The organism is Azospirillum sp. TSH20, from assembly GCF_003115935.1.
In the GTDB taxonomy this organism is placed as follows: Bacteria; Pseudomonadota; Alphaproteobacteria; order Azospirillales; family Azospirillaceae; genus Azospirillum.
In genome coordinates, this window is record NZ_LGQU01000032.1 from 1 (window position 1) to 21,953 (window position 21,953).

At 66.0% G+C, this 21,953-nt stretch carries 23 protein-coding genes; 11 read left to right on the forward strand and 12 right to left on the reverse strand.

Going from position 1 to position 21,953, the window contains the following annotated elements:
- Window positions 1-80 precede the first annotated feature (80 nt).
- Together TSH20_RS09185 and TSH20_RS09190 are read right to left on the reverse strand one after the other, a co-directional pair.
- A complete protein-coding gene (locus TSH20_RS09185; protein WP_109074441.1) occupies window positions 81-632 on the reverse strand; it encodes a SiaB family protein kinase in 552 nt (183 codons plus the stop codon).
- 102 nt (window positions 633-734) lie between these two features.
- Window positions 735-2,495: a DUF3369 domain-containing protein gene (locus TSH20_RS09190; protein WP_247871601.1), complete on the reverse strand. Its 1,761-nt coding sequence runs from the start codon at window positions 2,493-2,495 to the stop codon at window positions 735-737.
- 481 nt (window positions 2,496-2,976) lie between these two features.
- On the opposite strand from TSH20_RS09190, the gene TSH20_RS09195 reads away from it, so the two are divergent.
- Complete coding sequence (locus tag TSH20_RS09195; protein WP_109074443.1) at window positions 2,977-4,671, forward strand: histidine kinase dimerization/phosphoacceptor domain -containing protein; 1,695 nt, start codon at window positions 2,977-2,979, stop codon at window positions 4,669-4,671.
- Here TSH20_RS09195 and hisE read toward each other — a convergent pair.
- Window positions 4,668-5,129 carry a phosphoribosyl-ATP diphosphatase gene (hisE, locus tag TSH20_RS09200; protein WP_247871600.1) on the reverse strand — a complete coding sequence of 154 codons (462 nt, stop codon included), beginning with the start codon at window positions 5,127-5,129 and terminating at the stop codon, window positions 4,668-4,670. The two genes, TSH20_RS09195 and hisE, sit on opposite strands and share 4 nt — an antisense overlap.
- A gap of 239 nt (window positions 5,130-5,368) precedes the next feature.
- On the opposite strand from hisE, the gene TSH20_RS09205 reads away from it, so the two are divergent.
- Entirely contained in the window at window positions 5,369-5,563 is a 195-nt protein-coding gene (locus tag TSH20_RS09205; RefSeq protein WP_247871599.1) for a hypothetical protein, read from the forward strand.
- A gap of 42 nt (window positions 5,564-5,605) precedes the next feature.
- The gene (locus tag TSH20_RS09210) at window positions 5,606-5,803 is read left to right on the forward strand and encodes a hypothetical protein (protein ID WP_109074445.1); all 198 of its coding nucleotides are present in this window, start codon (window positions 5,606-5,608) and stop codon (window positions 5,801-5,803) included.
- Between the two features lie 111 nt (window positions 5,804-5,914).
- Here the strand turns inward: TSH20_RS09210 and TSH20_RS09215 are convergent, their stop codons facing one another.
- Window positions 5,915-6,676, reverse strand: a complete 762-nt coding sequence (locus tag TSH20_RS09215) for a Crp/Fnr family transcriptional regulator (RefSeq protein WP_247871598.1) — start codon at window positions 6,674-6,676, stop codon at window positions 5,915-5,917.
- 188 nt (window positions 6,677-6,864) lie between these two features.
- Here TSH20_RS09215 and TSH20_RS09220 point away from each other — a divergent pair, with 188 nt between their 5' ends.
- Both TSH20_RS09220 and TSH20_RS09225 read left to right on the forward strand, forming a co-directional pair.
- Window positions 6,865-7,266: a hypothetical protein gene (locus TSH20_RS09220; protein WP_109074447.1), complete on the forward strand. Its 402-nt coding sequence runs from the start codon at window positions 6,865-6,867 to the stop codon at window positions 7,264-7,266.
- An 82-nt stretch (window positions 7,267-7,348) separates the two neighbouring features.
- Window positions 7,349-8,185 (forward strand): DUF502 domain-containing protein, encoded by an 837-nt coding sequence (locus TSH20_RS09225; RefSeq protein WP_247871597.1) that lies wholly within the window; start codon window positions 7,349-7,351, stop codon window positions 8,183-8,185.
- Here TSH20_RS09225 and recG read toward each other — a convergent pair.
- The gene (gene recG, locus TSH20_RS09230) at window positions 8,137-10,218 is read right to left on the reverse strand and encodes an ATP-dependent DNA helicase RecG (RefSeq protein ID WP_109074448.1); all 2,082 of its coding nucleotides are present in this window, start codon (window positions 10,216-10,218) and stop codon (window positions 8,137-8,139) included. The two genes, TSH20_RS09225 and recG, sit on opposite strands and share 49 nt — an antisense overlap.
- 699 nt (window positions 10,219-10,917) lie before the next feature.
- Here recG and TSH20_RS09235 point away from each other — a divergent pair.
- On the forward strand, window positions 10,918-11,157 hold the full coding sequence (locus TSH20_RS09235; RefSeq protein WP_109074449.1) for a hypothetical protein: 240 nt from the start codon (window positions 10,918-10,920) through the stop codon (window positions 11,155-11,157).
- 26 nt (window positions 11,158-11,183) lie between these two features.
- On the opposite strand, the gene TSH20_RS09240 is transcribed toward TSH20_RS09235, so the two are convergent.
- From TSH20_RS09240 to TSH20_RS09270, 7 genes are all read right to left on the reverse strand, one after another.
- On the reverse strand, window positions 11,184-11,474 hold the full coding sequence (locus TSH20_RS09240) for a DUF2934 domain-containing protein (protein WP_109074450.1): 291 nt from the start codon (window positions 11,472-11,474) through the stop codon (window positions 11,184-11,186).
- Window positions 11,475-11,597: 123 nt separating this feature from the next.
- Window positions 11,598-12,605: an endolytic transglycosylase MltG gene (gene mltG, locus TSH20_RS09245; protein ID WP_109074451.1), complete on the reverse strand. Its 1,008-nt coding sequence runs from the start codon at window positions 12,603-12,605 to the stop codon at window positions 11,598-11,600.
- Between the two features lie 48 nt (window positions 12,606-12,653).
- Window positions 12,654-13,916, reverse strand: a complete 1,263-nt coding sequence (gene fabF / locus TSH20_RS09250; protein WP_109074452.1) for a beta-ketoacyl-ACP synthase II — start codon at window positions 13,914-13,916, stop codon at window positions 12,654-12,656.
- A gap of 127 nt (window positions 13,917-14,043) precedes the next feature.
- Entirely contained in the window at window positions 14,044-14,283 is a 240-nt protein-coding gene (locus TSH20_RS09255; RefSeq protein ID WP_014247969.1) for an acyl carrier protein, read from the reverse strand.
- Between the two features lie 188 nt (window positions 14,284-14,471).
- Window positions 14,472-15,209 carry a 3-oxoacyl-[acyl-carrier-protein] reductase gene (gene fabG, locus TSH20_RS09260; protein ID WP_109074453.1) on the reverse strand — a complete coding sequence of 246 codons (738 nt, stop codon included), beginning with the start codon at window positions 15,207-15,209 and terminating at the stop codon, window positions 14,472-14,474.
- Window positions 15,210-15,250: 41 nt separating this feature from the next.
- A complete protein-coding gene (fabD, locus tag TSH20_RS09265) occupies window positions 15,251-16,192 on the reverse strand; it encodes an ACP S-malonyltransferase (protein WP_109074454.1) in 942 nt (313 codons plus the stop codon).
- 266 nt (window positions 16,193-16,458) lie between these two features.
- On the reverse strand, window positions 16,459-17,445 hold the full coding sequence (locus tag TSH20_RS09270) for an acyltransferase (RefSeq protein WP_247871596.1): 987 nt from the start codon (window positions 17,443-17,445) through the stop codon (window positions 16,459-16,461).
- Window positions 17,446-17,863: 418 nt separating this feature from the next.
- On the opposite strand from TSH20_RS09270, the gene rpsF reads away from it, so the two are divergent.
- The 5 genes from rpsF to TSH20_RS09295 all read left to right on the forward strand — a co-directional run bounded on the left by rpsF (window position 17,864) and on the right by TSH20_RS09295 (window position 21,669).
- Complete coding sequence (rpsF, locus tag TSH20_RS09275; protein ID WP_085089177.1) at window positions 17,864-18,304, forward strand: 30S ribosomal protein S6; 441 nt, start codon at window positions 17,864-17,866, stop codon at window positions 18,302-18,304.
- Complete coding sequence (gene rpsR, locus TSH20_RS09280) at window positions 18,305-18,574, forward strand: 30S ribosomal protein S18 (protein WP_012974291.1); 270 nt, start codon at window positions 18,305-18,307, stop codon at window positions 18,572-18,574.
- Window positions 18,575-18,623: 49 nt separating this feature from the next.
- Window positions 18,624-19,583 (forward strand): DUF2232 domain-containing protein, encoded by a 960-nt coding sequence (locus TSH20_RS09285; RefSeq protein WP_109074455.1) that lies wholly within the window; start codon window positions 18,624-18,626, stop codon window positions 19,581-19,583.
- Window positions 19,583-20,146, forward strand: a complete 564-nt coding sequence (gene rplI, locus TSH20_RS09290) for a 50S ribosomal protein L9 (protein WP_109074456.1) — start codon at window positions 19,583-19,585, stop codon at window positions 20,144-20,146. The genes TSH20_RS09285 and rplI overlap by 1 nt, the downstream gene beginning before the upstream one ends.
- A 254-nt stretch (window positions 20,147-20,400) precedes the next feature.
- Window positions 20,401-21,669: a cyclopropane-fatty-acyl-phospholipid synthase family protein gene (locus TSH20_RS09295; RefSeq protein ID WP_247871595.1), complete on the forward strand. Its 1,269-nt coding sequence runs from the start codon at window positions 20,401-20,403 to the stop codon at window positions 21,667-21,669.
- Window positions 21,670-21,953 lie beyond the last annotated feature (284 nt).

Sequence of the window (21,953 nt, forward strand, 5' to 3'; positions counted from 1 at the left end):
GACGCCAAACCCTACAACCCTGAACAGCATACCGCCTCCAGAGCGCTCAACCTCGTTCCACAGGGTTGACACAGGGTGTCTCACACGCGGACCTTGAGGCAGAAGAAGCTGCGGTCCGCGTCCATCGCATCGAAATCATAGTCGATGGGGTCGCTGGCCCGCCGTGCGATCTCGATCAGCCCCAGGGTCGCGCCACGGCTGCCATCGTCCGGCTCCTCTCGAAGCTGTTCGCGGTAATAGGTCTTGATGCCGTCGCGATCCAGACTCTTCAGATGGTCCAGCCGCTCCTTCAGGCGAGGAACCTCGCTGTTGCGCACGGTGTTGCCGCAGACGATGAAGACCTTGCCGCCCTCCATCCCGATAGTGACCATGCCGGCACTGAGTTCCACCGCGCGGCCGGCGCTGCCCGACATCTTTTCCGCGGAATAGCGGATGATGTTCTGCATCTGCTCGACGAAGACCGAGAAGACGCGGCGGATGGTGGGGCCATCGGCCTCCTCCAGCGCCATTTTCTCACGCAGCGCTTCGCCGAGGGAATAAAGTATCCCTTCCGACAAGTATCCGCTGAAAGAGAACACGATCCCCCGCTCGTCGAGATCGCGTTTAATCGACGCATATTGTTGAGCGAGCATGGTTGTGGCCTGAGGTTCCACAGGTGCCGGGAGTTAGCCGACTATGTCATTTCCCTTGGAAAAGGGCCATAGTCTTTCGGGCAGGCGCGACATCAGGCTGCATCACACGGGAAGCACGACCCGGAAGGTCGATCCCTTTCCCAGCGTGCTGTCGACCGCGACGGCGCCGCCATGCAGATGAACGATCTGCTGCACCGTGTGCAGACCGATGCCGGTGCCCGGCACGCCGGACGCGCCCGACCCGCGGAAGAAGCGGTCGAACAGGCGGGGAAGCTCCGGTTCGGGAATGCCGCGGCCATGGTCGGTCACCTCGATCACCGCCATGGCGCCGTCGGTATCGCCGTGAAGATGGATCGCTTCGCCCGGACCGGAATATTTGACGGCGTTGTTGACGAGATTGGTCAGGACCAGCGCGATCAGGTTGGCGTCGACCTCCGCCCGCCGCGGCAAACCGGCCAGGGTCATCTGGAATTCACGGTCGGGATAGGCGACGCGGAAAGGCCGGACGACGTTGGCGATCAGGTCGGCCAAGTCGACCTCGGCCCGCTCCGGCACAAGGGCGTTGGTCTGTAGCCGCTCGTCGGTCAGATGGGCGTCGATCAGGCCGGTCAGACGCTGCACGCTGCTCCGGATCACCGCCAGCCGTTCCAGCATCTCCGGCTCCACCTGCCCGGCCCGCATCGCCAGCAGCTGCGCCGCGCTGTCGATGATGGCGAGCGGCGTGCGGAATTCGTGGCTGACCATGCCCAGGAACTGGCGCTGCCGGTCGCGGGCGAGCAGTTCGCGCTCCAGCGCCCGCTCCACCCGTTCCTTGGCCAGGATCAGCGCCTTCTGATTGGCGGCCAGTTCCAGCGTGCGCTCCTCCACCCGCTGCTCCAGCGAGTGGTTCAGCGCCACCAGTTCCTCATACAGGCAGACGTTGTCGAAGCCGATGGCGACACGGTTGCAGAACAGCTCCAGCAGGCGGTGCTCGTCCGCGGTGTAGGGCTCCGCCCGTTCAAGCCAGAAGACGGTCACCCCATGCTCGCGCGTGCGGAAGACCAGGACGCAATGGCCGTCGTGATAGAGGTTGCGCTGGGTCAGCAGGGCGTCCGCCACTTCCGCCGCCGCGCCGATCGACAGGACATCGGCCACCGGCAGCCCGATGCAGCCGGAAAAGCCCCCCAATCCCGCCACCACGGCGACCGTCCGGCTGCCGTCGGCGCGGTCGACCGGACGGCAGGCCAGAACCGCCGGCGTGCTGCCGTGATCGACGACGCGGGCGATCTGCTCCACCAGCCGTTCGACGAAGGCGCGCATCGGCCGCATCTCGAACAGCGGGGCGGAGGCGCTGAGAATCCGTTCCAGCCCCTGCCTGTTGCGCTCGATCGTCACGATGTCGCGCCAGGCGCGCAGCCCGCTGACCAGCGTGGTGAACAGACGCTGCGCGGTCAGCTCGCTCTTCGCCTTGTAGTCGTTGATGTCGTAGCCGACGATGACGTCCCGCTCCGGCGCCTGACCCGGCTGGCCGGTGCGCAGGATGATCCGCATGCGGCGGTTGCCCAATTCCTCCCTGATGTGGCGGACCAGCTTCAGGCCGGCATCCTCCGTCTCCATCACCACGTCGAGGAGGGCGATGGGCAGGTCGGGCCGCTGGGCGAGGACCGCCTTCGCCTCTTCCGCCGACAGGGCGCTCACCACCTCGAACGGGCGTCCGTCGAAGTCGAAGTCGCGCAGCAGCACCGCGGTCATGGCGTGAACCTGGGGATCGTCGTCCACCACCAGGACGGGCCAGGGCGTACCGGACGGCCGTTGAGAACTTGCCACCGTCGCGGCGCCGTCCTCCGGGCCGAACAGCAGTTCGTCGTCCAGCCCCCCGTCCATCCCCGCCATCCGCCGCCCCCGTCACACTATGCGTGATCGCCTATGCCTGCTGCAATGGAACCACCGTACGGTGAAGCTTCCAAGACCGATAAGGCGGATTGCCAGCATTCGTTTCAATTTGTCGCATATGAACGAAGAGTCATGTACGGCAGAGCCAATGTTGTGCAATGATTTATTACGACAGTGCATAGCGCAGTGTCCGGAAAGTAAGAGTGCAAAGCGTCGACGACCACAGCGTCCCTGCCCGGCCGGTGCCGCCATGGCATTCTCGCCTTTTCGATTCACCGGGATGCTCATTTTCAGGGGCATCGGATTCGGGCCCTCGATCGACGCCCAGGATCGAAGCGATACGGAAGATGTCGATCATCCAGAGAATTTGTATGCAGTTTTATCGCGACATGGTTGTTGAGTGACGAGCGTTGACCTTTGCGCTATTCTTGAGCCCTGCCATACCCCTCCGCAAACGGACGACCTCCCCCCGATGACCCCTGCCGGCTTCGAACAGGATGCACATGCCGCAGGACCCCCGGGCACCATCCGTGGTGGACGCAAGGCCGCTTCACCGGCAATTCTGGCGCTGCTGGCGGTGGCCCTCGCCCTTACGGCCGCCCTGCTGGTGTTTGCGGCCTATCAATACCGCAGCCAGGTGATCGACGAGGCGGAGAACCGCAGCGCCGCGATTGCGCGCGTGCTGGAGGAGCATGCAGCCAAGACGCTCGGCATCCATGCCACCACCCTGTCGCACATGGAGTGGATGGTCGATGACCTGGGATGGGACCGGATCGACAGTTCTCCCCTGCTGCACGAACGCCTGAAAGCGATGGCGGCCCAGACGCCGGAGGTGCAATCCTATTGGATCACCGACGAGAGCGGACGCGTCCGCGTCAGCAGCTTCGAATGGCCGATGCGCCCGCTGAACGCGAGCGACCGCGAATATTTCCGCGCTCTTCTGAACCCCGGCAGCGCCATCCACATCGGTCCGCGGCTGACTGGCAAGATCAACTCCGAGATTTTCTTCACCCTCAGCCGCCGGATGGAACTGTCAAACCACCAGTTCCAGGGGGTGGCGCAGATCTCTCTCCTGCCCAGCTATTTCGCCGACTTCTACCGTTCGGTCCTGCGAGGGTCGAGCGACGTCATCCTGCTCATGCGCGAAGATGGCGAGGTGCTGGTCCGTACCCCGCAGAACGCCCCTCCCGACCGCGCCGACATCGGACGGTTGCCGGAACTGATCTCGATCCCCGACAGGAACGGCGTTTTCCGCGCGGTGACGCCCTCCGACGGGGTCGATCGGCTGATGGCCCGTCGCAAGGTACCCGACCTGCCGATCTATGTGGTCTACGGCACCGACGTCGGCTCCATCGAGAGGGCTTGGCGCGACCGGGTGATGCCCTACGCACTGTTCGCGACCCCGGCACTGGGATTGCTTGTCCTGCTGGGCGGCATCGCGCTGCACCGCTCACGTCAGGCCGCCGAGGCGCAGGAGGCATTGCGCCGCTCAAACGAGGCGCTGGAGGACCGGATCACCGAACGCACCCGGCACCTCGACCAGGCCTTGGCCGACAAGGAGGTGTTGCTGCGCGACATCCATCACCGGGTGAAAAACAATCTGCAGGTGATCCTCAGTCTGCTGGAACTTCAGGCGCAGCGCGCACCGGAACTGGAGGCGCCCTTCAGCGAGGCGCTGACCCGCATCAACACGATGGGACTGATCCACGAGCAGATCTACCGCGCCACCGGCGTATCGGCGGTCGCGCTCGACAGCTTCATCGAAGCGCTGGCCGGCCATTTGAACAGCTTCCACAGCCGCCCGGGCAGGACCATCACCATCAGGCATCGGGTGGAACCGCTCAGCCTCGACCTCAACCGGGTGGTGCCCTTCGCCCTGATCCTGAATGAAGTGGTGTCGAACGCCTTCAAACACGCCTTCACCGGCCGCTGTACCGGCACCATCGACATCGTGGTGACGGCCGAGAACGGATCGCTGCATCTGACGATCCAGGACGACGGCACCGGCGCCCCCGAGCCGGAGGATCCCTCCACCCCCGGCCGACGGTCGATGGGCATGGACCTGATCCGGGCCTTCGCCCGGCAAATACGCGGCGAGTATCATTTCACCAGGGGCGCCGGCACACGGTTCGATCTGGTCTTCCCGCAGGAGAGCGACGCCGTTTAGCGTTTGCAGCGTTTTGCGGAACCCGGCTTCTGGCCATTGGACGCCACACCGTCGGCGGAGCCATTGGCCGGGGAACTTGCAGGACCGTTCGGCGGTTCTTCGGATTTCGGAAGCTTTTCCGCGATGCCGAAAGCCAGTTCGCGCCGCCGCAGTTCAGCCAGGATCTCGTCGGGGGCGATGTCGAAGTCGGCCAACAGCACGACCAGATTATACAAGAGGTCGGCCGCCTCCATCACCAGTGCGCCGCGGTCGCCGCGCATCGCCTCTATCGCCACCTCGATCGCCTCCTCCCCCACCTTCCGTGCCATGCGGGCTCGGCCCTGCGCCAGCAGCTTTGCCGTGCGCGAGGCTTCAGGGACGGAGGAAGGCTCGCGCCGCAGGGTTTGCACGGCCTCGTGCAGGCTGCGGAGCGGATCGGGACCGATGTATTGAACCATGTCCCTGAAATCGTTTTTCAAACCGGCGCTGTCAAGACGTTGGTTGGTCGACTAAACATTTCACCGGCGCCACCGGACAATCGGAGCGCTTCCGGCGACCGGCAATAATCAGTGATACGGATTGATTTGGTATTCGACCATTGGCTGAAGGAAATCTCTGTATAGCTGTAATTTTTGCAGCAGCCAGCAATGCAAAGGCAGCGTATTTGGCATTGGGTATACCAGTATATAGTCTCCTCAACAGCCCGATGGAGACGACAATGGCCACCACCACTTTCCAGCCCGGCACCGACAACCACACTTCGAACGACGCCCTGCATGCCGTCGCCGAATTCCCGGTGGCCTGGTTCGAAGCCACCCCGGCCTATCTGGTCCTTGGCCCGATCGGCGCCTTCCTGCGCGAATGGGCCGCCGCCACCCCGGCCGGCTTCGTCCTGAGCCTGCTGAAGCGCTGACGCCCGGCCACCCCGCGCAACACCAAATCAACGGAGTCGATCATGAGCATCCTCAGCCTTCATCACGGCGACCATGGCGTCCATGGCGACAGCCGGACCCTGCATCCGGTCCGCGATTTCGTTGCCGACTGGCTGGAAGCCACCCCGGCCGCCATCCTGCTGCGTCCGGTCGGTGCGTTCCTGACGGAATGGGTGAAGTCCACCCCGGCGGTGATCCTGTTCCAGTCTCTGCATCGCTGATCACAGCGCAAGAATAAGAAAATCTGAGGGTTTGAAAGGCGACCGCGGCACAGCCCAACCATTCGGGCGGCCGCGGCCTTTTCTTTTTCACGGGTCCGCTTTCGGCCTGCCTCAGGCGCCGCCGCGGACATCCTCGACCAGCAACTCCAGCCGCGGAAGGTCGCGCACCACCAGCGCGTCGGAGCGGCGCTCCAGCATCCCGTCGCGAGTCAGGTCGCTCAAGACGCGAGCCACGGTCTCGCGGGTGGTGCTGACGCGTGCGGCAATGTCGGAATGGACGGGGATCGGCGTAATGACCGCGGACGAGCCCTGCCGCGATGCGCGCCGGGCAAGGCGCAGCAGTTCAGCATGCACCCGGTTATTGGCGCCGAGCGTCGACAGTTCCATGATGCGGTCGGTGGCGCCACGCAGCTTGTCGCACAGGCGCAGCATCATCGCCATCGCCAGTTCCGGATGGGCGGTCACCAGGGTCTGGAAGGGCTTCGCCGGCAGGAAGGCGATCAGTGCCCCCTCCTCCAACGCCACCACCGATGCGGAGCGCGGCCGGCCGTCCAGCGCCGACATCTCTCCCACCTGTTCTCCGGCATCGATATCGCTGAAGCTGATCTCGCGCCCGCCGGCCGAGTGGCTGAGCACCCGCACCCGCCCCTCCACCACGAACCCGACGTCACGGGTCTCGGCCCAGTGGTCGATCAGCTGCTCATCCGGAGCGAAGCGGCGCCAGCGGCATTGGCGTGCCACCGCGGCACGCTGATCGGTGGAAAGCGGACGCAGCAACTCGATGCGGTCCAGCCCGGCGACCGGAGTATCGGCCGGGGTGTCGGGCAGCGCATCGGGCAGACTGTCGGATTTGGTCATTTCAGCCTTCGGCACGGGAAGTTCCGGAGCCGCCCCGGACTGTTTGTTGCGCCAAAGGATAGCGTGACCTGCGCAAAGGTGGAAGGCGCTGTGACCAATGGCCGGTGTCAACCCTCCGTTAACGCCGAACGCGCAGAAGGGAACGACGCCTCGCCGACCCGTCCCCCAACCGCACCCCGTTCATCGTTGCCGGAGCGCCGATCATGACCAGCCCGTTCACCGTGCCCACTGCCCGCCGTGTCGATTCGCAACGGCTGCTGGCGGTCGCCCTGATCCCCTTCGCCGCGGCCATCGCCATGGCGAGCACGGTCGCTGCCACCGGCTTCACCGCCAGCCCGCTGGGCGAGGCGAACAGCACGCTGGGCTTCCTGCTGGATTTCGTGAAGTTCTGCTATCTGGCCGTCGCCATGGCCCATCTGTCCGGCGCCATCGCCGACCGCACCTGCGGCGGCATGGCCGCCGGCCTGTCGATGGACGAATTCGACGCGCCGGAACCGATGTCGCGCGAAGAGTTCTGGCGCGCCTTCCCCAACCATGTCGACGGCGCCGCCATCGCCGGGGCCGTCACCCTCTTGTGCGTGATCGCCGGATCGCTGGTCGGCTGACCCATCACCGCCAAACGGCAGTTGAGAGAGGACCGCGCTTGCCCCACTATGGCGCGGACAGACGATCGGCGGATGGGCGGGCGTGAGCGGAGATCAGACTGAACCGAAGGTCCCCGGCAAGGGTCAGGTGAAAGCCCAGACGAAGGCCCAGTCGGCAGAGCCGGCGCGGCACCGCCGCGAGGGCATCGGGTTTATGGGGAGGCTGCGCGCCTATTTCCTGGCCGGCATTCTGGTGACCGCCCCCATCGCCATCACCGTCTATATCGCCTGGTGGTTCGTCTCGCTGATCGACGGCTATATCCGGCCGCTGATTCCCAGCACCTACAATCCGGAAAACTACCTGCCCTTCTCGATTCCCGGCATCGGCGTGCTGGTGGTCATCGTCGCCGTCACCCTGATCGGCGCCTTCACCGCCGGCTATGTCGGCCGTCTGGTTCTTGGCGTCGGCGAGGGGGTGGTCGGGCGCATGCCGGTCGTCCGCTCCGTCTATGGCGGGGTGAAGCAGATCTTCGAGACGGTGCTGGCCAAGAAATCCAATGCCTTCCGCGAGGTGGTGGCGATCCAGTATCCGCGCCCCGGCGTGTGGTCGCTGGGCTTCATAACCGGCGCCGCCCATCCGGAGGTGCAATTGCAGCTGTCGGGCGTGGCCGACGATTTCGTCAACGTCTTCATCCCCTGCGCGCCGCCCACCGCCGGCTATCTGGCGATGGTGCCGCGACGCGAGGTGACCGTGCTAAACATGAGCGTCGAAGACGGGCTGAAGCTGGTGATGTCCGGCGGCATCGTCGTCCCGCCCGAGCGGCGCCCGACGCTGGTGGAGCCGCCGGCCGGCCCCGACCAGGATGGCCCCAACCAGGAAGGCGGCGACGATCACCCCGACCGCAAGGTCTTGGCCGCCGCGTCGCGCTCGAACAGGTAGAGCAGGGTCCGCAACGCCTGCCCGCGCGGGCTGGCGAGGTCGGGGTCGCGGTCCACCACCAGCCGGGCATCGTCCCGTGCGACCGCCAGCAGGTCGCCATGCACGGCGAGGTCGGCCATCCGGAAGCCGGGCAGCCCCGACTGGCGCGTGCCCAGCACCTCGCCAGCGCCGCGCAGGCGCAGATCCTCTTCGGCGATGACGAAGCCATCCTCGGTGTCGCGCAGGGTCTTCAGCCGCGCCCGGGCCGTCTCCGTCAGGTTCGAATCGAACATCAACAGACAGCTCGACGGCTTCTCGCCGCGCCCGACCCGGCCGCGCAACTGATGGAGCTGGGCGAGGCCGAAGCGCTCGGCATGCTCGATCACCATCACGGTCGCCTCGGGCACATTGACACCCACCTCGATCACCGTGGTGGCGACCAGCACGTCCAGGCTGCCCTCGGCGAAGGCGGCCATCACCGCGTCCTTGTCCGGCCCGCGCATCTTGCCATGGACCAGCCCGACCCGATCGCCGAAGGTGGCGCGCAGGAAGGCGTGGCGCTCGGTGGCGGCGGCGAGGTCACTCTGTTCCGATTCGTCGACCAGCGGGCAGACCCAATAGACCCGCGCGCCTTCCGACACCTTGCGCTGGATGCCGTGGACCACCTCCTCCAGCCGGTCGAGCGCGATGGTGACGGTCTGCACCGGTTTGCGGCCGGCCGGCTTCTCGGTCAGGCGCGACACGTCCATGTCGCCATAGGCGGTCAGCGTCAGCGTGCGCGGAATCGGAGTGGCGGTCATCACCAGCACATCCACCGCCCGGCCCTTGGCCGACAGCTGCAGGCGCTGATGGACGCCGAAGCGGTGCTGTTCGTCGATCACCGCCAACGCCAGATCCTTGAAGGCGACATCCTCCTGGAACAGGGCGTGGGTGCCGACCAGCAGCGGCAGCTCGCCCGACGCCAGCCGGTCGAGCACGGCCTGACGTGCCTTGCCCTTGTCGCGGCCGGTCAGCAGGCCGATCTCCACGCCGGCGGCCTTGCACAGCGGCGCGAGGCTTTCGGCATGCTGGCGGGCCAGGATCTCGGTGGGGGCCATCAGCGCGGCCTGGGCGCCGGTCTCCACCGCGTTCAGCATCGCCATCAGCGCGACCACGGTCTTGCCGCTGCCGACGTCCCCCTGGAGGAGCCGCAGCATCCGCCGCTCCGCAGCCATGTCGGCGTAGATGTCTTCCAGAGACGCCGCCTGCGAACCGGTCAGCGAGAAGGGCAGCGCCGCGAGCGCCGCTTGGCGGAGCCTGCCGTCACCCTCGGTAGACCGCCCGGCCAAGCGCCGCTGGCTCGCCCGCACCAGCATCAGCGCCAGCTGGTTCGCCAGCAGCTCGTCATAAGCGAGGCGGCAGCGGATCGGTGCGGTGGCGGCAAGATCGCCCTCGTCCTCCGGCGTGTGGGCGCGCTTCAGCGCCTCGGCCCAGGTCGGCCATTGCCGACGGGCGAGCCATGCCGGGTCCTGCCATTCGTCGAGCGCCGGAATGTCGTTGAGCGCAGCGCGCACCGCCTTGCGCAAGGTCTTGGCCAGCAGGCCGGCGGTCATCGGATAGACCGGCTCCACCAGTTCCAGCTCATCCTTGGCATCGACCGGGACGACGGCGTCGGGATGGGTGATCTGGGCGGTGTCGTTGAACCACTCCACCTTGCCGGAGACCACCATGGTGGTGCCGGCCGGGATCTGCTTCGACAGCCAGTCGCCACGGACATGGAAATAGACCAGCTCCAACACGCCGGTCTCGTCGGTGCAGCGGATCTTGTAGGGATGGCGCGGGTTCACCGGCGGAGCGTGCGAATCGATGCGCACGGTCAGGGTGGCGATGCGCCCGTGTGGCGCCTGCGCGATCTTCGGCGAGAAGCGGCGGTCGACGACGCCGCAGGGCAGATGCCACAGCAGGTCGACGACGTGGGCGCCGGCAAGCTTCTCCACCAGCTTGCCCAGACGGGGGCCGAGGCCGGGGAGTGCCGTGACCGGTTTGAACAGCGGAAACAGGATGGCGGGACGCACGGGCGGGACGCTACCGGGAAAGCCTTCGACGGCTTCCAGAAAGCCGGGTGGACCCAGCCACGTCAAGGCCACTGAACGGCATCTGAGAAAAGAAGGGACGGCGGAGCGCACCCGAGGCCAGGGGCCTATGGTGGGGGGCAACGTCGGCCTTGGATTTGGCCACGGACGCGCTCCGCCGATAGGTACCGTCCGGAGGCAAACGGGAGAACCGGACGGTCATATCCGATGGCAGGGGACCATCGGGAAGAGACACCAGATAAGAAGACGCTCTCGTGACGGGCCGGTATATCAGGGGGGCTGGCCCGACCGCGTCACAAGAAGGACAATAGCCCGGCCGCCCTGTCCCCAACCTGACTCATCCATGAAATCCACTTCATGAACTGCCGCCCCCCTTTGGCGGTGTCCATCGATGACATGCCGGACCACGGCACATTCCGGAGCCCCGGAGCCGTCGAACAGGGCCGGTCACTGAAGTTCTTTGATGGCGGTTAGAAGGGAAGCGTGATCCGGTCACAAAAACGGCAGGCAATCGTCGGTTCGACAGAATCCGAAGTGGTAATTCTTAATTCCTGCCGGAGTTATCTCGCATTTAAAGTTCTTTTAACCCTATTCGACGCCTAATCGGCCTCGCGGGACCATCCGATCCCGAGAAGACGCTCTACCGATCATTAGACCCACACGACACCAAGGGAGCTACCCATGCCCGCACAGAAGGTCGCCGATGAAGTCCGCTTGGCCAGCCGCATCCATGCGCGCCTGCTGGACGCCTTCATCGACTTGACGGAGCGGGAACTGGCCGGACTGGCCCCGGGCTTCGCCGAGGAAAGCCTGATCGAGGCGCTGGAGGCATTGCGCGCCGCCCGCAAGAACTACGGCACGACCGCCGGGGTGATGGTCGTCTCGAACCTGGAATTGCCGCAGGCCTCCAACGCCGCCTGACCCCGGCGGGCTCCGTCGAACTCCGGTCAGACGGAAGCCGGCTTGCGGCTGCGTGGCTTGCGCGCCTTGGGGGGCTCGGAAGTCGTGGCTTCCGGTCCGATGGACTTCACCGCTGCCCGCGGCTTCGCATTGGTGGTCTTGCGCGGGGCCTTCACCACCGCAACGACCGGGGCGACGTCGGCAACGGCCGCCGCTTCGGCCAGAATCGCGCGCTCGGCCTGGAACCAGTGGTCGGCGTCACGGCCGTGGGGACGGCCCTCGTCCAGCCAGATCGCATAGGCGCGGTCACGGATGCGCTGTTCGACATCCACGCTCATCACATCTCCCCGGGGATGGTGGTTGGGCTTGCTGCGATGCGAAGACTGCACAATTCGCGACATACACGCAACCAAGCGGTTCGTTATCGGCCCTCCGCCGCAGACCGCCGCACTCCCCGGCCGTCATTCCGATGACGTTTCGCCGTGGTCGGGCTGCCGGCTCTGCTGAACTTCGCGCCATTTGGCGACGTTGCGGTTGTGGTCGCTCAGCGACTTGGCGAAGACATGGCCGCCGGTGCCGTCGGCGACGAAATACAGGAACTCGTGCCGTTCCGGCTTCATCACCGCCTGGATCGACGCCTTGCCCGGATTGGCGATGGGACCCGGCGGCAGGCCGGTCGCCACATAGGTGTTGTAGGGCGATTCGAACTTCCAGTCGTTGCGGGTCAGCGCCCGGCCGAGTTCTCCACTGCCATCGGACAGCGCGTAGATCACCGTCGGGTCCGACTGCAGCTTCATACCGGCCTCCAGCCGGTTGACGAAAACCCCCGCCACCCTGGGCCGCTCGGCAGCGATGCCAGTCTCCTTCTCGACGATGGACGCGAGGGTCAGCGCCTGCTGCGGCGTCTCGAAGGGAAGGTTCTGGTCGCGGGTCTTCCACGCCTCCGCCAAGGTCTGGGTCATCGCCGTCTGCATCCGCTCGATCAGGGTGCTGCGGCTGTCGCCATAGGCGTAGTGGTAGGTCTCCGGCAGAAGCGAGCCTTCCTTCGGCGGCTTCGCGAGGTTGCCGGTCAGCATGGTTTCCCGTTCCAGAAGCGCCACCACTTGGGCCGAGGTCAGCCCTTCCGGCACGGTAAGGCGATGCACGACGGTGCGGCCCTGGCGCATCTGCTCCAGGACACCTTCGATGCTGATTCCTGCGGGGAACTGGTATTCGCCGGCCTTCAACTCACGGAAGGTGCCGGACAGCTTGGCCGCGGCGACGAACACCAGCGGCGAACCGATCACGCCGGAGTCGCCCAGCGTGATGGCAATGGCCTCAAGCCCGCTGCCGCGCGGGATGACGACCGTCTCAGCCTGCTCCAATGGGCCGGGGGCCGAATAGCGCTGGTAACCCCAGACGCCGATTCCGCCCGCCGCACCGACCGCGAGGGCCAGCGTCCCCGCGAAAATCCGGAGACCCCAGCCCATCGCTCACCTCTTGAAGACTGCAGACCGCAACGTCGGTGGGAGCTTCGCTTACGCGAATTCCTTGAACACCAGCGAGGCGTTGGTGCCGCCGAACCCGAAGGAGTTCGACAGCGCCGCACGCACGCGGCGCTCCTGCGCGACCTTCGGCACCAGATTGACGCCCATGCAGCTTTCCGACGGGTTGTCGAGATTCAGCGTGGGCGGCACGATGCCGTGGTTGATCGCCTTGATCGAGTAGATCGCCTCGACCGCACCGGCGGCCCCCAGCAGGTGGCCGATGGCCGACTTGGTGGAGGACATCGCCAGATTGTTCATGGCGTCGCCGAACAGGCGCTTCACCGCACCCAGCTCGATCTCGTCGCCGAGCGGCGTCGAGGTGCCGTGGGCGTTGACGTAATCGATGTCGGACGGGTTCAGGCCGGCGCGCTTCAGCGCACCCTTCATGGCGCGGAAACCGCCATTGCCGTCTTCCGCCGGGGCGGAGATGTGGTAGGCGTCGCCCGACAGGCCGTAACCGACGACCTCGGCATAGATGGTGGCGCCGCGCTTCTTGGCGTGCTCCAACTCTTCCAGCACGACGACACCGGCACCCTCGCCGATAACGAAGCCGTCGCGGTCCTTGTCATAGGGACGCGAGGCCTTTTCGGGCGTGTCGTTGAAGTTGGTGGACAGCGCGCGCATGGCGGCGAAACCGCCGACACCGAGACGGCTGACCGCCGCTTCCGTGCCGCCGGCGACCATGATGTCGGCATCATCCCACATGATCAGACGGGCGGCATCGCCGATGGCGTGCGCGCCTGTCGAGCAGGCGGTGACGACCGCGTGGTTGGGGCCCTTGAAGCCGTGCTGGATCGAAATGTGGCCGGAGGCCAGATTGATCAGGCAGCCGGGGATGAAGAAGGGCGACAGGCGGCGCGGACCCTTTTCATGCAGGGTCACGGCGCCGTCGGCGATGCCCGGAAGGCCGCCGATGCCCGAACCGACCATGACGCCGGTCCGCTCGCGCTCTTCATCGGTCTGGGGAATCCAACCCGAATCCTTGATTGCTTCCTGCGCCGCGGCGATGGCGAAGATGATGAAATCATCCATCTTGCGCTGATCCTTCGGCGAAACGAAGGAGTCGGCGTTGAACTCGCCTTCACCCGTTCCGCGCGGGAGCTGCCCGGCGACTTTGGAGGCCAGGTCCGAAGCATCGAACCCCGTGATGCCGCGGATTCCCGACGTTCCGGAAATCAGCCGCTCCCAGTTCAGCGTGTGGCCGACGCCGAGCGGCGTGACCATACCGAGTCCGGTGACGACGACACGTCTCATGAGGCTGTTCCTTGACCTTTCCTCGAATAAACTGTCGACGATCTGGTCGTCGACGGCCAGGCCCCGCGCTGCTGGTATCGCAATTGCGGTTCGCCTGGCCCTCGGGGGCTCAATGCCCGCGGCCCGATCAGGCGGCGGCGTTGGCCTTGATGAAGTCGATGGCATCCTTCACCGACAGGATCTTCTCCGCGGCGTCGTCCGGGATCTCGACACCGAACTCTTCCTCGAAGGCCATGACCAGCTCGACGGTGTCGAGGCTGTCGGCGCCCAGATCGTCGATGAAGGAGGCGTTCTCCACCACCTTCGACTCCTCGACACCCAGGTGGTCCACAACGATCTTCTTCACGCGCTCGGCGATGTCGCTCATCTTTTAAGACCTTCCAATCCTTGAAACCGCTCGGGATAATCCGGTCGGAGCAACACGCGAAGAACGTGCCGTCCTGCCGCGAAAAGCCCCGTCCGATAACACATTTCAGCAGCCTTGACCAGCACCCGCGAGGGAGCCCGGTTGGCGCCGTTCTTCACACGTGACGATGCCGCCCCGTCGGATCCTCATCAGATCATGGCCATGCCGCCGTTGATGTGCAGCGTCTGGCCGGTGACGTAGGCGGCCTCCTCGCTCGCGAGGTACACGACCCCGGCGGCGATCTCGTCCGGCTGGCCCATGCGGCCGGCCGGAATGGCGGGGAGCAGCTTCTGCTTCTGCTCGTCGTTCAGGGCGTCGGTCATGGCCGTGGTGATGAACCCCGGCGCGACGCAGTTGACGGTGATGTTGCGCGAGGCCAGCTCGGCGGCCAGCGACTTGGACATGCCGATCAGGCCGGCCTTGGACGCGGCATAGTTGGCCTGCCCCGGATTGCCGGTGACGCCGACGACCGACGTGATATTGACGATGCGGCCCCAGCGGCGCTTCATCATGCCGCGCATGGCGGCCCGCGACAGGCGGAAGGCCGCCGTCAGGTTCACGTCGATGACCGACTGCCAGTCCTCGTCCTTCAGGCGCATCGCGATCTGGTCGCGGGTCAGGCCGGCATTGTTGACGAGGATGTCGATCTTGCCCAGGGCCGCCTCGGCGTCCTTGAACAGCTGCTCGGTCGCCGCGGCCTCCGACAGATTGCCGGGCACGACAAAGGCGCGCTCGCCCAACTCGGCGGCCAGGGCCTCCAGCGGGGCGACGCGGGTGCCGGACAGCGCGACGGCGGCGCCCTGGGCATGCAGCGCACGGGCGATCGACGCGCCGATGCCGCCGGACGCGCCGGTGACGAGGGCCGACTTGCCGGTCAGGTCAAACATGGATGGCCTCACGAGGCTGATGTATCACGGGGCTGATGTGGTCACAGGGTCTTCAGGAACGACTCGACATCGGCCGGCGTTCCGACCGAGACCGCCGCCAGATCCTTGTCGATGCGCTTGGTCAGCCCGGCGAGCACCTTGCCCGACCCGACCTCGACCAGCCGCTCGACACCCTGCTCCTTCATATAGAGCACGCATTCGCGCCAGCGGACCATGCCGGTCACCTGTTCGACCAGCAGGCGGCGGATGGCGTTGGGGTCCGAAACCGCCGAGGCGGTGACGTTCGCCACCACCGGAACCACCGGAGCGGAGATCGTGACGTTCGCCAGAGCCTCCGCCATCGCATCGGCGGCCGGCTGCATCAGCGAGCAATGGAAGGGAGCAGACACCGGCAGGCGCACCGAGCGCTTCAGCCCGCGTTCCGCCGCCAGGGCAATGGCACGGTCGATGGCGTCGGCGCTGCCGGAAATCACCACCTGCCCGACAGAGTTGTCGTTGGCGATGCTGCACACTTCGCCCTGGGCGGCGTCGGCGGCAATGGCCTGCGCCTGATCCAGGTCGGCGCCCAGCAGGGCCGCCATGGCGCCCTTGCCGACCGGAACCGCCTTCTGCATCGCCTGCCCGCGCAGCTTCAGCAGGCGCGCTGTGTCGCCCAGCGAAAAGGCACCGGCGGCGCAGAGCGCCGAATATTCGCCCAACGAGTGGCCGGCGACGAAGGTGGCATGCTTGGACAGGTCGACCCCGCCCTCGCTCGCCAGAACCCGCATCACCGCGACGCTGACCGCCATCAGGGCGGGCTGCGCGTTCTCGGTCAGGGTAAGGTCGGCCTCCGGGCCTTCGACCATCAGTCGCGACAGCCGCTGGTTCAGCGCGTCGTCCACCTCTTCGAAGGTGTGACGAGCGACTTCGAACGCTTCGGCGAGTTCGCGGCCCATGCCGACAGCCTGGCTGCCCTGCCCCGGAAAGACGAACGCCCTGGTCATGCTTCGGTGAAACCCTGGATGAATGCGCCCCGCCCCTGCGGCGGCACCATGGATTGGGCGACAGTCATACCCTCACTTTTGAGCAAGTCAAGCGACGCGCGATGACCAAAGCGACAATGGTGCGATAAAAGGCCACGTATTGACGCAGAAGGCCCACGAAAAACCGCCGTGCGGAAGGGGTTGTTCGTGGGCTGACCCAGACGTGCCGCAAATCGGGTCTTGCGGGTCTTGCGCCTTATGCTGCGGCGCAAATCAAAGCGCCGCGGTCATGCCTTGCCCACCAGCGCCACCCTGGTCCAGGGCCTGATCTGTGCCAACGCCTCCAGCACCATCGGGCCGATCAGGCCGGCGATCAGCGCCACGCAGAAAATCACGCCATCCCCGGCGTCCAGCCGGTGCAGCACCACCCGCGCGCCGGCGGCGAACAGGGCGTGATGCAGGTAGATGGCGTAGGAGGAGGCTCCCACCATCCGGAAAACCCGGCCCGACGGCATGGCATGCAGCAGCGTCACCGCTCCACCCATCCCGCACAGCAGCGCGACACCGCTGTTCCAGCCGAAATGGGGCAGATAGCCCCACAGCGACGCCTGATGCAGGGCAACGCCGATGGCGAGCGCGGCAGCGGCGCCGCCAACCATCGCCGACCGGGAAACCATGGCGCGGAAGCGGGTCACCCCCACCCCCAGCAGGAAGTGCGGCAACAGGAAGCAGGCCTCGTTCACCGACAAGACGTTCGAGTCGACATGGACCGTCAGGCACATGACCACCGCAGCCGCCATGGCGAGCACAAAGCCCCCTGGCCGGTCCATCGCGTGCAGCGCGTCGAGCAGCGCGACGCCCGTGAAGATCAGGAACAGCGCCTGCAGATACCAGAAGTGGGCATAGGAAAAGACGTAGATCCGCCACATCGAATCGGGGGCCGCTGTTCCGTTCGCACCCGGTGCATGCGTCTGCAGCAGATAGAAGAGAGTGGACACCACCAGGAACGGAAAGCCCAGCCGGCGCAGCTTCTTGACGAAGAAGGTGCTCAGCCGGTCGCCCCTGGCCGGGTTCAAGGCGTAGACGAGCCCTGAAATGAAGGTGAAGAGCGGCATGCGGATCAGTTCGAAGCTGTCGGTGGCGTAGCGGTAGACCGACCCCTCCGCCACCTGCATGCCGGCCCCGGGAATACCGACCACGTGGTACGCGACCAGCAGGATGCAGGCCAGCCCCCTCAGTTCCACGACATGATACGGCAACATGTTCTTGCGCATGGCTACTCCAGGCACCGGGCTGTCAGCGCCGCGGACGGAGCGCGTGGTCGAGCGACACACCGCAAGCTCCGCCGTAAACGGCAGGCTGAACATGGCGCCTGGAGCGATCCAATGCACTTCGGTCAAATGCGCCGGAGCTTATCCCGCGCGATAGCCACCCCTGCTCCGCCCCGCCCAACCCATGCCCAGAGCAGCGCGGCGGGGGTCATCCGGGCAGCTCTCTATAACGCGAATAGATTTTTCCGAAAGGTGGCGCAGCCCGGCCCGGATTTCCGCTTGCTACCACCGCCGGCCTGTGCATACTGCGCCGCTTCATAACTCCTTGCCGGCGGTCCGCCGTCGGCTAGGCCCGGGCAGCTGATCCGATCCATGAGGGATGGGGCGCAGCGCCGGACCATGAACAGCCATGGGGAGTGCAATGGCACTTTACGAGTGCGTGCTGATCGCGCGCCAGGACATTTCGGCCGCCCAGGCCGAGCAGCTCTCTGAGCAGTTCGCCCAGATCGTTCGCGACAACGGCGGCACGATCGCCAAGAGCGAATATTGGGGTCTGAAGACCCTCACCTACAAGATCAAGAAGAACCGCAAGGGTCACTACACCCTCTTCAACATCGACGCGCCGGCCGCCGCCGTCGCCGAGATGGAGCGGAACATGAGCATCAGCGAAGACGTGCTGCGCTTCATGACCGTGCGTGTCGACGCCCTCGATGCCAACCCGTCGGCGATGATGCAGAGCCGCAACGAGCGTGGTGAGCGCGGCGATCGTGGCGACCGTGGTCCGCGTCGCTTCGACGACCGTGGCCCGCGTCCGCCGCGCCGCCAGGAAAACGTTGCCGCCGCCGAAGGGGAGACCGCGTAAATGTCCGACAAGCAGACCACGGGCGCTCCGGCCCGCACCGGCGGCGCACGCCGCCCGTTCTTCCGTCGCCGCAAGACCTGCCCGTTCTCGGGCGCGAATGCTCCGGCGATCGACTACAAGGACGTCAAGCTGCTGTCCCGCTTCATCTCCGAGCGCGGGAAGATCGTCCCGAGCCGCATCACCGCGGTCTCGACGAAGAAGCAGCGTGAACTGGCCCGCGCCATCAAGCGCGCCCGTTTCCTGGCCCTTCTCCCCTACGTGGTGAAGTAAGCCCGGCAACGGCCGAACTGTTTCGGTGAAGGTTCTTCAAGGGGTTTCCATGGCCTTGGGTCCGGCCGTACCGCTGGTGGTCGCCGTCGGCGGCGGTCTGGCAAGCGCATTCTTCTACCTGTCGGTGACGTTCGGCGGGATGGGTGCGCTGATCCTGGGCTATCTGGCCCCCCTGCCGCTGTTCCTGACGGGGCTGTGGCTGGGGGCGCCGGCGGTGATGCTGGCCGGTCTGGCCGGTGCCGCCGCGGTGATGCTGGGCACCTCCGGCAGTATGCTGGTGGCGCTGTCCTACCTGGTGACCGGGGCCGCCCCGGCAATCCTGGTGGTGCGGCAGTCGCTGCTGGCGCGCACGCGGGAGGATGGATCCCTGGAATGGTATCCGCCCGGCCGGGTCCTGATGGGCCTGACCGGGATGGGCGTGGCGGCGCTGCTCGCCGCGGTGATCCTGACGCTCGACCAGCCCGGTGGGTTGGAAGGGCTGATGCGGCAGACCCTGGCCCGAGTCGTCGAGCCGGCGTTCCGTTCGCAGGGCCAGCCGGTTCCGGATCCCGAGGAATTCTGGGTAGCGGCCGTCCTGCCGGGGCTGGTTGCGGTCTCATGGCTTGTCATGACGATCGTCAACGCGGTGCTGGCGCAGGGGGCGCTGATGCGGTTCGGCCGCAACCGGCGCCCTGCCATGCGTCTGGCCGAGCTGGAATTGCCGCATTGGCTGGCGCCGCTGTTCGCGGTCGCGGTCGCGGCGGCCTCGGCCGTACCGGGAACCTTCGGGTTCCTGGCGGTCAATCTGGCTCTGATCCTGGCGGTACCCTTCGCCTTTGCCGGACTTTCGGTGGTCCATGTATTCGCCAGCAGCAAATCGGCGCGCACGCTGATCCTGGTTGGCTTTTACATGATGCTGTTTCTCTTCGGGTGGCCGATCCTGCTTTTGGTCGGCCTGGGCATGATCGAGCAATGGATCGGGCTGCGCCGCCGGTTTTCCCCCGCGGCCCCCGGTCAGGAGGACGAGTGATGGAAGTTATTCTGCTGGAGCGGGTCGAGAAGCTCGGCCAGATGGGTCAGGTCGTGAATGTGCGTCCCGGCTTCGCCCGCAACTATCTGCTGCCGCAGAAGAAGGCCATGCGCGCCACCAAGGCGAACCTGGCCGTCTTCGAGAAGCAGAAGGCCCACCTTGAGGCCGTGAACCTGGAGCGCCGCAAGGACGCCGAGCAGGTTGCGACCAAGATGGACAACGTGTCGGTCGTCGTGATCCGTCAGGCCGCCGAGACCGGCGTCCTGTACGGTTCCGTGACCACCCGCGACGTCTCCGACGCGCTGACCGCCGCCGGCTACAAGACCGACCGCAAGCAGGTCCAGATCGACACCCCGATCAAGACCCTGGGTCTGTTCAAGCTGCGCGTCGTCCTGCATCCGGAAGTGTCGATCACGGTCACGGTCAACGTCGCCCGTTCGGCCGAAGAGGCCGAGCTGCAGGCCCAGCGTGGTGGCATGATCACTGCCGCCGACCTGCGCGACGAGGACGAGGAAGAAGAGACCTACGTCGAAGAGACCGCGACCGAGGAAGAGGAGGGCTGATCGCTCTTCTGCGGCTGAAGTCCCGAAGACGCCTTTGGGATTTTGGCGGCACGTCGTACCGCTCGTCCGGAAACCGCCCGCCCCATTCGGGGCCGGGCGGTTTTCCGCGTTCTGGGCAGGCGGCAGCAACGACAGACATGACTGTGTGCATACGTCCGCAATACCCAATTGGGTAGCAGTTCTGACCGATTGACGAATTGTCGCACCCCTTCCTGCGCGCCATGCTTGGAACGGCACCGCGGAAGGAGTTCGGCATGCTGCTGGTTCGTCTGCTTGCCGCCGCCAAGGGCGACGGAACCCTCAATCTCATTACGGCCGATGGGAAGCACCATCGGATCGGATCCGGGTCACCAAACCTGACCCTCCGCCTTCACGACCGCGCCGTGGAGCGCGACCTGCTCATCAATCCGCGCCTGCGGTTCGGCGAAGCCTATATGAACGGCCGTTTTTCGATCGAAGGCGGCGGCATCTACGATTTGCTGTCGATGCTGATGAGCGGTGCCGAGGTGCAGGGGGCGCTGGGCCGCGCCCTGGAGTCGCTGTCGCCGCTGCTGCGTCGCGTGCAGCAATACAACCCGATGCGGCGTTCCCGCCAGAATGTGGAGCACCATTACAACCTGTCACGCCAGTTCTACCAGCTGTTCCTCGACCGGGACATGCAGTATTCCTGCGCCTATTTCGCGGAGCCCGGTCTGTCGCTGGACGAGGCTCAGGAGGCCAAGAAGCGGCACATCGCCGCCAAGCTGCTGATCGTGCCCGGCATGCGGGTGCTCGACATCGGCTGCGGCTGGGGCGGCATGGCGCTCTATCTGGCGCGGCACACCGGAGCGCGGGTGACCGGCATCACCCTGTCGTCGGAACAGCTCGCCGTGGCGCGCCAGCGGGCGGAAGAGGCAGGGCTGTCCGACCGGGTCACCTTCGAACTGCGCGACTATCGCGAGTTCGCCGCCGCCCATCGCGGGGCCTTCGACCGCGTCGTCTCGGTCGGCATGTTCGAGCATGTCGGGGTGCCGCAATACCGCAACTACTTCGACGCGGTGCGCGACATGCTGAACGACGAGGGCGTGGCGCTGATCCATTCCATCGGTCGGCTGGACGGACCGGCAAGCACCAACCCCTGGATCCGGAAATACATATTCCCCGGCGGCTATTCCCCTGCCCTGTCGGAGGTGCTGCCGGTCATCGAGCGGTCCGGCCTGCTGGCCACCGACCTGGAGGTTCTGCGCCTGCATTACGCCGAGACCTTGCGCCACTGGCGGGCCCGCTTCACCGCCCATTGGGAGGAGGCGAAGGCACTGTATGACGAGCGCTTCTGCCGGATGTGGGAGTTCTATCTGGTCGGCGCCGAACTGGCTTTCCGCCTGCAGGGCCATATGGTGTTCCAAGTGCAGGTCGCCCGCTCGCTGGGCGCCGTGCCGCTGACACGCGACTACATGCTGAATGCGGAACGGGACATTGCCGGCGCATCGGCCGGCCAATCGGCGGAGTTGCGGCCGTCTCGCACCCCGGAGTCGGCGGCCTGACCGCACAAAGGGCCGGATTTGCAGTTCTTGGACGGCATTCCGCCGCCAAAACGGCTCGATCCGGCCAACCGGTAATACCAATTGACCATCATGGCCGGCTGCGGGGCTGCGTTGCAAGCGGAATCATGCGACATCGACGCCTAAGCCACCGCCGTGCCTTCCTTTCCGTCACGGGGCGATGCTATATAACCGCGATTGATTTCCGCCCGGGGTACCGGGGAGCCACCCAAGCGGCATGCTCCCCGGCAACAAGCGCCCGCTGGACGACGCGCCCGGCTCCCAAG

Bases quoted from the DNA above. Each gene is read 5' to 3' on its own strand.
- TSH20_RS09285 (WP_109074455.1), top strand. From the start codon at position 18,624: ATGGCCTTGGGTCCGGCCGTACCGCTGGTGGTCGCCGTCGGCGGCGGT.
- TSH20_RS09235 (WP_109074449.1), top strand. From the start codon at position 10,918: ATGCCCGCACAGAAGGTCGCCGATGAAGTCCGCTTGGCCAGCCGCATC.
- TSH20_RS09205 (WP_247871599.1), top strand. From the start codon at position 5,369: ATGGCCACCACCACTTTCCAGCCCGGCACCGACAACCACACTTCGAAC.
- TSH20_RS09190 (WP_247871601.1), bottom strand. From the start codon at position 2,495: ATGGACGGGGGGCTGGACGACGAACTGCTGTTCGGCCCGGAGGACGGC.
- fabD (WP_109074454.1), bottom strand. From the start codon at position 16,192: ATGACCAGGGCGTTCGTCTTTCCGGGGCAGGGCAGCCAGGCTGTCGGC.
- TSH20_RS09255 (WP_014247969.1), bottom strand. From the start codon at position 14,283: ATGAGCGACATCGCCGAGCGCGTGAAGAAGATCGTTGTGGACCACCTG.
- fabG (WP_109074453.1), bottom strand. From the start codon at position 15,209: ATGTTTGACCTGACCGGCAAGTCGGCCCTCGTCACCGGCGCGTCCGGC.
- rpsF (WP_085089177.1), top strand. From the start codon at position 17,864: ATGGCACTTTACGAGTGCGTGCTGATCGCGCGCCAGGACATTTCGGCC.
- fabF (WP_109074452.1), bottom strand. From the start codon at position 13,916: ATGAGACGTGTCGTCGTCACCGGACTCGGTATGGTCACGCCGCTCGGC.
- mltG (WP_109074451.1), bottom strand. From the start codon at position 12,605: ATGGGCTGGGGTCTCCGGATTTTCGCGGGGACGCTGGCCCTCGCGGTC.
- TSH20_RS09270 (WP_247871596.1), bottom strand. From the start codon at position 17,445: ATGCGCAAGAACATGTTGCCGTATCATGTCGTGGAACTGAGGGGGCTG.
- TSH20_RS09195 (WP_109074443.1), top strand. From the start codon at position 2,977: ATGACCCCTGCCGGCTTCGAACAGGATGCACATGCCGCAGGACCCCCG.
- TSH20_RS09210 (WP_109074445.1), top strand. From the start codon at position 5,606: ATGAGCATCCTCAGCCTTCATCACGGCGACCATGGCGTCCATGGCGAC.
- TSH20_RS09220 (WP_109074447.1), top strand. From the start codon at position 6,865: ATGACCAGCCCGTTCACCGTGCCCACTGCCCGCCGTGTCGATTCGCAA.
- TSH20_RS09295 (WP_247871595.1), top strand. From the start codon at position 20,401: ATGCTGCTGGTTCGTCTGCTTGCCGCCGCCAAGGGCGACGGAACCCTC.
- TSH20_RS09185 (WP_109074441.1), bottom strand. From the start codon at position 632: ATGCTCGCTCAACAATATGCGTCGATTAAACGCGATCTCGACGAGCGG.
- rpsR (WP_012974291.1), top strand. From the start codon at position 18,305: ATGTCCGACAAGCAGACCACGGGCGCTCCGGCCCGCACCGGCGGCGCA.
- TSH20_RS09240 (WP_109074450.1), bottom strand. From the start codon at position 11,474: ATGAGCGTGGATGTCGAACAGCGCATCCGTGACCGCGCCTATGCGATC.
- rplI (WP_109074456.1), top strand. From the start codon at position 19,583: ATGGAAGTTATTCTGCTGGAGCGGGTCGAGAAGCTCGGCCAGATGGGT.